8 protein-coding genes, 1 tRNA gene and 1 pseudogene are annotated in these 6,662 nt (G+C 58.8%); 8 read left to right on the top strand and 2 right to left on the bottom strand.

The features are described 5' to 3' along the window. Both L3X40_RS05790 and L3X40_RS05785 read right to left on the bottom strand, forming a co-directional pair. Window positions 1-197: pseudogene (locus L3X40_RS05790) on the bottom strand (IS21 family transposase); the annotation flags it as partial. 193 nt (window positions 198-390) lie between these two features. Then, window positions 391-467: transfer RNA gene (locus tag L3X40_RS05785), tRNA-Pro, on the bottom strand. 203 nt (window positions 468-670) lie between these two features. On the opposite strand from L3X40_RS05785, the gene yajC reads away from it, so the two are divergent. The 8 genes from yajC to L3X40_RS05745 all read left to right on the top strand — a co-directional run bounded on the left by yajC (window position 671) and on the right by L3X40_RS05745 (window position 6,565). Further along, the gene (yajC, locus tag L3X40_RS05780; RefSeq protein WP_237364813.1) at window positions 671-1,009 is read left to right on the top strand and encodes a preprotein translocase subunit YajC; all 339 of its coding nucleotides are present in this window, start codon (window positions 671-673) and stop codon (window positions 1,007-1,009) included. Window positions 1,010-1,015: 6 nt separating this feature from the next. After that, window positions 1,016-2,614, top strand: coding sequence for a protein translocase subunit SecD (gene secD, locus L3X40_RS05775; protein ID WP_237364812.1), 1,599 nt, complete (start codon window positions 1,016-1,018; stop codon window positions 2,612-2,614). 16 nt (window positions 2,615-2,630) lie between these two features. Then, a complete protein-coding gene (gene secF, locus L3X40_RS05770) occupies window positions 2,631-3,608 on the top strand; it encodes a protein translocase subunit SecF (protein ID WP_237364811.1) in 978 nt (325 codons plus the stop codon). Then, window positions 3,605-3,982, top strand: a complete 378-nt coding sequence (locus L3X40_RS05765; RefSeq protein WP_237364810.1) for an Mth938-like domain-containing protein — start codon at window positions 3,605-3,607, stop codon at window positions 3,980-3,982. The genes secF and L3X40_RS05765 overlap by 4 nt, the downstream gene beginning before the upstream one ends. A gap of 36 nt (window positions 3,983-4,018) precedes the next feature. Then, a complete protein-coding gene (locus L3X40_RS05760) occupies window positions 4,019-4,411 on the top strand; it encodes a winged helix-turn-helix domain-containing protein (RefSeq protein ID WP_237364809.1) in 393 nt (130 codons plus the stop codon). An 84-nt stretch (window positions 4,412-4,495) separates the two neighbouring features. Further along, entirely contained in the window at window positions 4,496-5,239 is a 744-nt protein-coding gene (modA, locus tag L3X40_RS05755; RefSeq protein ID WP_237364815.1) for a molybdate ABC transporter substrate-binding protein, read from the top strand. Further along, entirely contained in the window at window positions 5,236-5,937 is a 702-nt protein-coding gene (gene modB, locus L3X40_RS05750) for a molybdate ABC transporter permease subunit (protein ID WP_237364808.1), read from the top strand. The genes modA and modB overlap by 4 nt, the downstream gene beginning before the upstream one ends. After that, window positions 5,927-6,565, top strand: a complete 639-nt coding sequence (locus tag L3X40_RS05745) for an ATP-binding cassette domain-containing protein (RefSeq protein WP_237364807.1) — start codon at window positions 5,927-5,929, stop codon at window positions 6,563-6,565. Before modB ends, L3X40_RS05745 begins: the two co-directional genes overlap by 11 nt. Window positions 6,566-6,662: the final 97 nt, after the last annotated feature.

Here is a 6,662-nt window from a genome sequence, read left to right as displayed (position 1 = left end):
CGCAGCCATCCCGACAACTTCTCTGCAAACGGATCCAGCTTGCTCGGGCGAACAGACGTCCTGAATACGGGTTCTAGCGTGTCAGTTCGCAAATATTTGCGGATCGTGTTCCGCGACAGCCCTGTGCGGCGTTCAATCTCTCGGATCGGTATCCCTTGCCGAAAACGCCAACGACGTATCACACTCAGTAAATCCATGTTGATCACTCCTTATCCCCCCGACCAGACAGTCAGGGAGTGGTTCAAACATGGGTCAAATCTCAGTGAAAATTTATGCCGCTACCGGGTCACTTCTCAGCGACAATCAACACACAGCTCTTACACGACACGCGCAAACGGAAACGGGCAGCTTTCACTGCCCGTGTAACCCATTGTAAATGCTTGGTAATTTTGGTCGGGGCGAGAGGATTCGAACCTCCGACCCCCACACCCCCAGTGTGATGCGCTACCAGGCTGCGCTACGCCCCGACCAGAGGGGCGGCATTTAGGCCGATCGGCGCGGCGTTGCAAGAGCGATGGCCCACTATGTCGGAATTTTGTTATCCTGCTAATCGGCCCGCTAATCGGCCCGCAAATCGGGTTGCGTTGCCGTTCTTGTTTGTGATAGCCGCCCGCCCTTGCTATTGGGCGAAATCCTATAACCAGTTCCTTTCGGAATCGAGACAGTTTTCATGTTCATATCTTCTGCTTTTGCCCAGACCAGTGGTGCAGCCGGTGCCGGTAGCGCGAACTTCATTGTTCAGTTGTTGCCGCTTGTTCTGATTTTCGTGGTCTTCTATTTTCTGCTGATCCGTCCGCAACAGAAGAAAATGAAGGACCATCGCGCGACGATCGCAGCGGTGAAGAAGGGTGATCAGGTCATCACCGCAGGCGGCCTGGTTGGCAAGGTTCTCCGCGTCGACGAAAACTATGCCGATGTCGAAATCGCCACGGGCGTCAAGGTGAAGGTCGTCAAATCGACACTGTCCGATGTTGTCCAGCCGGGCAGCGTCAAGCCGGCGAACGATTAATCCACCATGCTCGATTTCCCCCGATGGAAAATATGGCTGGTCACGTTAACGCTCGTCGTTGGTGTTCTTTTTTCCATCCCGAGCTTCCTGCCCGACAGGCTGGTCACCCAGCTGCCATCGGCCTTGCAGACGCGAATCAACCTTGGCCTCGATCTGTCTGGCGGCAGTCACATCCTGCTGGAAGCGGATACGAAGGACGTCGCCAAGCAGCGGCTGCAAAATATGGAAGAAACCGTGCGCACCGAAATGCGTCGGGGCGATCCAAAGATTTCCATCGGTGACATCTCTCGCCGTGGCGACAAACTATCCTTCATGGTGCGGGATGGTGCGCAGGTCGATGCGGCGGTCGAACGCATTCGTTCGCTGACGCAGGGCGCGGGCATGACGGGCAAGCGCGACTGGGATGTCGCTGTCGTTGACGGCAATACCGTGGTGATGACGCCGACGGCTTCCGGTCTGGATGCCGCGATCGAGAGCGCCATGGAAGTGGCGACCGAGGTAATCCGCAAACGTATCGACGAAATGGGAACCAAGGAACCCACGATCATTCGGCAGGGTGCGAATCGGATCGTGGTTCAGGTGCCGGGCCTTCAAAATCCGGAAGCGTTGAAATCTTTGCTCGGCAAGACGGCTAAGCTGGAATTCAAACTGGTGGACGTGACCGCCGATCCCGCCGAAATAGCACAGGACCGTGCACCCGTCGGCAGCGAAATCCTGCCTTATCCTACTAATCCTTCAGGCATTCCCGTTATCGCGGTCAAGCGGCAGGTGATGATCAGCGGCGACCAGTTGATCGACGCTCAGCAGGGATATAGCCAGGAAACCAACGAAGCCGTCGTCAACATTCGCTTTGATGGTGCCGGTGGACGCAAGTTCGCGCGCGTGACGACCGAAAACGTCAACCGTCCGTTCGCCATCATATTGGATGGTACGGTCTTGTCGGCACCCAATATCAACGAACCCATATTGGGTGGATCGGCCCAGATTTCGGGTAGCTTCACCGTGGCAAGCGCCAACGAATTGTCCATCGCGTTGCGTTCGGGCAAGCTGCCTGTCGCCTTGACGGTGGTGGAGGAACGCACGGTCGGCCCGGACCTTGGCGCGGATTCGATCCAGAAGGGCGTGCTGGCTTGCCTGATTGCGACGGTTGCGGTGTTGATCTTCATGATCGTGACCTATGGCCGCTTTGGCGTGTATGCGAATGTAGCGCTCATCGTTAATATTTTCCTGATCGTTGGTATCATGGCAATTTTCAATGCCACCCTGACGTTGCCGGGTATTGCGGGCTTTGTGCTCACGGTCGGCGCGGCGGTCGATGCGAACGTGCTGATCAACGAGCGAATCCGCGAGGAACAGCGACGAGGGCGCGGCATCATCCAGACCATTGAAGTGGGCTACAAGGAAGCCAGCCGGGCTATTTTCGACGCCAATATCACCAATGTCATTGCCGCTACGCTGATGTTCTATTTCGGGTCCGGCCCGGTGCGCGGTTTTGCCGTGGTGCTGGTCATCGGCATCATCACCAGCGTATTCACAGCCGTCACCGTATCGCGGATGCTGGTCAGCTTCTGGTTGCGCACGCGGCCGACGCAGCTTGTGATATAAGGGGCGAGGAAAGATCATGCGACTTTTGAAACTTGTCCCGGACAACACCAATATCAGTTTTCTGAAGTGGCGGAATATCGCCATGGCGATCAGCTTTTTGATGATCGTGGCATCCATCGCACTGGTTGCGGTCCGGGGGCTTAACCTGGGCGTCGATTTCGTTGGCGGTCAGATGGTTCGGGTCACGTTCCAGCAACCGCCCAATCTGGATGATCTGCGCAAACGCGTCGGCGCGCTCGGCCTTGGTGACAGCACAATCCAGCAATTCGGCGGTCCCAATGACGTGACCATCCGCACCTCCTTGCCGCAAGGTGGCGAGGGCGCTTCGAACCAGGCAGCCATTGCCCTGAAAAAAGCAGTGATCAATGGCTATCCCGACGCGGAATTTGGCAGTGTCGATGCGGTGTCGGGCAAGGTGTCGGGCGAACTGTTCCGCACGGGCGCTTATGCCATGCTGTTCGCCATGATCGCTATTTCCATCTATATCTGGTTCCGCTTCGAATGGCAGTTCGGTGCCGGCGCGCTATTCGCCCTGCTGCATGACGTGTCGCTGACTTTCGGCTTTTTCGCGCTGACCCAGCTTGAATTCGACCTCAACATCGTCGCCGCCGTTCTGACGATCATCGGCTATTCGCTTAATGACACCATCGTCGTTTATGATCGTATCCGCGAAAATTTGCGTAAATATCGCAAGATGGAAATCGTGCCGATCCTCGATCTATCGATCAATGAAACGCTCGCCCGGACCATCATGACCTCGCTCACCATGATCATTGCGCTGGTTGCATTGCTGGTCTTTGGGCCTGAGGTGATATTCGGTTTCACCGCTGCCATGCTGCTTGGCATTTTCGTCGGGACATATTCGTCGGTCTATATGGCCGCACCTATATTGGTATGGGCCAAGGTCGGACCGCATAGCTTCGTACCCAAGGAAATGGGACCAGCGGCGGGTGCGGAACGGATAGGCCGTGCGGAGCCCATGGGCGATCAATGATGGAACTGCATCGTGATCCCGACGCGCCGGGGCCGGTTATTACCGGCTTTTCGGGGTCCGGGTTTCGCGTGCAGGATACAGTCTTTCCCGATGGCCTGATGCTGACCCCGGATCGGGCCGTTCCATGGAACGCACCGCCGGTCGAAAGCCTCGGCATCGCAGATGTCGCAGACCTGATCGCACTTGACCCGCCGCCGGAATTCCTGCTGCTGGGCACGGGAGGCACCCTCGTTCATCCTCCTCGCGCCTTTGTCCGTTCATTGGAAGAACGGGGTATTGGCGTGGAGGCGATGGACAGCCGCGCCGCCGCCCGCGCATGGGGTGTATTGCGGGCTGAAGAGCGCTGGATTGTCGCGACGTTCCTGCCTTTGTGACATTGCCCCGGCAAAGCGGCATGATGGGAGGCCAGCATGATCCAGAACGGTCCGCTGAAGATCAAGATACAGATTTACTGTCACGACGAAATCGCCATGGGACCGGGCAAGGCCGACCTTCTGGAAGCTATCGGGAAGGAGGGCTCCATTTCGGCCGCCGGACGGGCGCTGGGCATGAGCTACCGGCGCACATGGTTGTTGGTCGACGTAATGAACCGCTGTTGGCGCGCGCCACTGGTGGAAACTTCCGCAGGCGGCAGTCATGGCGGCGGTGCGCGGCTATCGTCGCTTGGGACTGCGATATTGCAGGGCTATCGCAAACTTGAACAACGTTGCGCCGATGCTGCGCAAGGTACGGTCCTCGATGGCCTGTTAAATGAGTTGCTGCCTGAACCATTACCGTTTCGGCAGGAGCGCCCCGACACTTGAGTGTTTCCCGTTTCGCTATATATGTGGAAATATAGTGAAACAAGGAAGTGCGTGACCCACATTGTCAAATTTCTGCTGTCGGCGATGGCGCTGTTCTGTGCGGCCCTTTCGCCGGCTGTAGCGGGTAATCGGCCGCCTCTCGTGCTGGCGGCGGCCAGCCTGCAGGAATCGCTGACGGCGGCGGCGGACGCATGGTCGGCGAAAGGGCATGAAAAGCCGCTGCTGTCCTTTGCTGCATCATCGGCCTTGGCGCGGCAGATCGAGGCAGGCGCCGCTGCGGATATTTTCATTTCCGCGGATGAATCCTGGATGGACCAGCTTGCGGAAAAGGGGTTGATCCGCCCGGCAACGCGCGCCTCCTTTCTCGCAAACCGGCTGGTGCTGATCGCTCCGACGGGGAGCCGAGCGAAGGCGCCTATCCGCGAAGGCTTTCCTTTGGCGCGGCTTTTGGGGAAAGGCCGATTGGCGATGGCCGACCCCGATGCGGTGCCGGCTGGCAAATATGGCAAGGCCGCGCTCATGTCGCTTGGCCTATGGAAAAGTGCTGAATCCCGCTTGGCGCGCGCTGAAAATGTGCGTGCGGCGCTGGCGCTGGTCGAACGTGGCGCGGCGCCGCTTGGCATTGTGTATGCGACGGACGCGCGGGCGTCCCGCAAGGTCAGCGTCATCGGCGTGTTTCCTGACAATAGCCATCCGCCGATCACCTATCCGGTCGCTTTATTGAAAACGGCGCGCAGTCCCGATGCAGCGGCGTTCCGGGCGTTCCTGATCTCGCGCCAGGGCAGGGCTATTTTCGCCCGTTATGGCTTTGCGTCGGCAGCGCGATGACAGTGTTCGCGCCGGACGATTGGGAAATCATTGCCCTTTCGCTGAAGGTGAGCGGCGTGGCGGTGGCGGTCAGTCTGCCTTTGGCCTTTGGTCTTGCCTGGCTGTTGGCACGGGGGCGTTTTCCGGGAAAGCTTTTGCTGGACGGATTGGTCCATTTGCCGTTGGTACTGCCCCCGGTGGTGACGGGATGGCTGCTGCTGCTGCTATTTGGCCCCGCAGGTCCGATCGGGCGTTGGTGCGAACAGTGGCTTGGGCTTGTTTTCATGTTCCGCTGGACCGGGGCCGCTCTGGCCGCCGCCATCATGGCATTGCCGTTGATGGTGCGTGCAATTCGCCTGTCGATTGAGGCGATCGACAGACGGCTGGAGGATGCGGCGCGGACATTGGGAGCACCCCCCCTGCACATGTTCCTGACGATCAGCCTGCCATTGTCGCTGCCCGGCATATTGGCAGGAGCGATGCTGGGATTTGCCCGTTCCCTGGGTGAGTTCGGGGCTACTATCACGTTCGTTTCCAACATTCCGGGGGAAACGCGGACGCTGCCCATCGCCATCTATTCGGCATTGCAAATCCCCGGCGCGGAAAATGTGGTGACGCGGCTGGCGATCATATCGGTGCTGCTCTCACTCGTTGCGCTCGTCGCGTCTGAAGCGATGGTGCGCCGGGCCAATGGCGGGGCTGTTCGCCATGTCCTTTGAAATTGCGGTTCGCCGCCGGATGGGCGATGTCGACATTCGCCTGTCATTGAACGCCGGCCCCGGTCTGACCGCGCTGTTCGGACCATCGGGGGCGGGCAAGACCAGTCTGCTCAACATGGTCGCGGGACTGCTGCGGCCTGACGAGGGACGCATCGCGGTGGCGGGCGAGGTGTTGTACGATAGTGCATGCGCCATCGACCTGCCGCCCGAACAGCGCCGCGCCGGTTATGTATTTCAGGATGGCCGCCTGTTCCCGCATAAACGGGTGCGCGCCAATTTGCTGTATGGCCTGCATCTGGCGGCTCCTGAGCATCAGTGGTTGTGCCTGGATGATGCCATTGCGTTTCTGGGTATAGGTCACCTGCTTGAACGCTGGCCGCGTACATTATCGGGCGGTGAGGCTCATCGGGTGGCGATCGGCAGAGCGCTGCTCAGCGGCCCGCGCTTCCTTCTTATGGATGAGCCGCTGTCATCACTCGACGCGCTGCGCAGGGAGGAGATCATGCAGGTCATCGAACGCATCCGCGACGAATTGAAATTGCCGATCCTGTATGTCAGCCATGAAAGGGCGGAGGTCGAACGATTGGCTACCCGGATCGTACCCGTCGATCTGGCGCGTGAACGATGAAGTCACCCGTCCTGCCAGTGCGCAAAAAACGGTTTCGTGATCAGCATCGGCAGCAGACGATACAGTCAATGGGAACAAGCCCGACAATTTGCCGTTA

It is taken from the genome of Rhizorhapis sp. SPR117, from assembly GCF_021742065.1.
Note: the sequence above shows the minus strand (reverse complement) of the source record. Positions and strands in the feature narration are given on the sequence as shown.

Coding starts and splice junctions, on each gene's coding strand:
- yajC (WP_237364813.1), top strand. CDS start 671: ATGTTCATATCTTCTGCTTTTGCCCAGACCAGTGGTGCAGCCGGTGCC.
- secD (WP_237364812.1), top strand. CDS start 1,016: ATGCTCGATTTCCCCCGATGGAAAATATGGCTGGTCACGTTAACGCTC.
- secF (WP_237364811.1), top strand. CDS start 2,631: ATGCGACTTTTGAAACTTGTCCCGGACAACACCAATATCAGTTTTCTG.
- L3X40_RS05765 (WP_237364810.1), top strand. CDS start 3,605: ATGATGGAACTGCATCGTGATCCCGACGCGCCGGGGCCGGTTATTACC.
- L3X40_RS05760 (WP_237364809.1), top strand. CDS start 4,019: ATGATCCAGAACGGTCCGCTGAAGATCAAGATACAGATTTACTGTCAC.
- modA (WP_237364815.1), top strand. CDS start 4,496: ATGGCGCTGTTCTGTGCGGCCCTTTCGCCGGCTGTAGCGGGTAATCGG.
- modB (WP_237364808.1), top strand. CDS start 5,236: ATGACAGTGTTCGCGCCGGACGATTGGGAAATCATTGCCCTTTCGCTG.
- L3X40_RS05745 (WP_237364807.1), top strand. CDS start 5,927: ATGTCCTTTGAAATTGCGGTTCGCCGCCGGATGGGCGATGTCGACATT.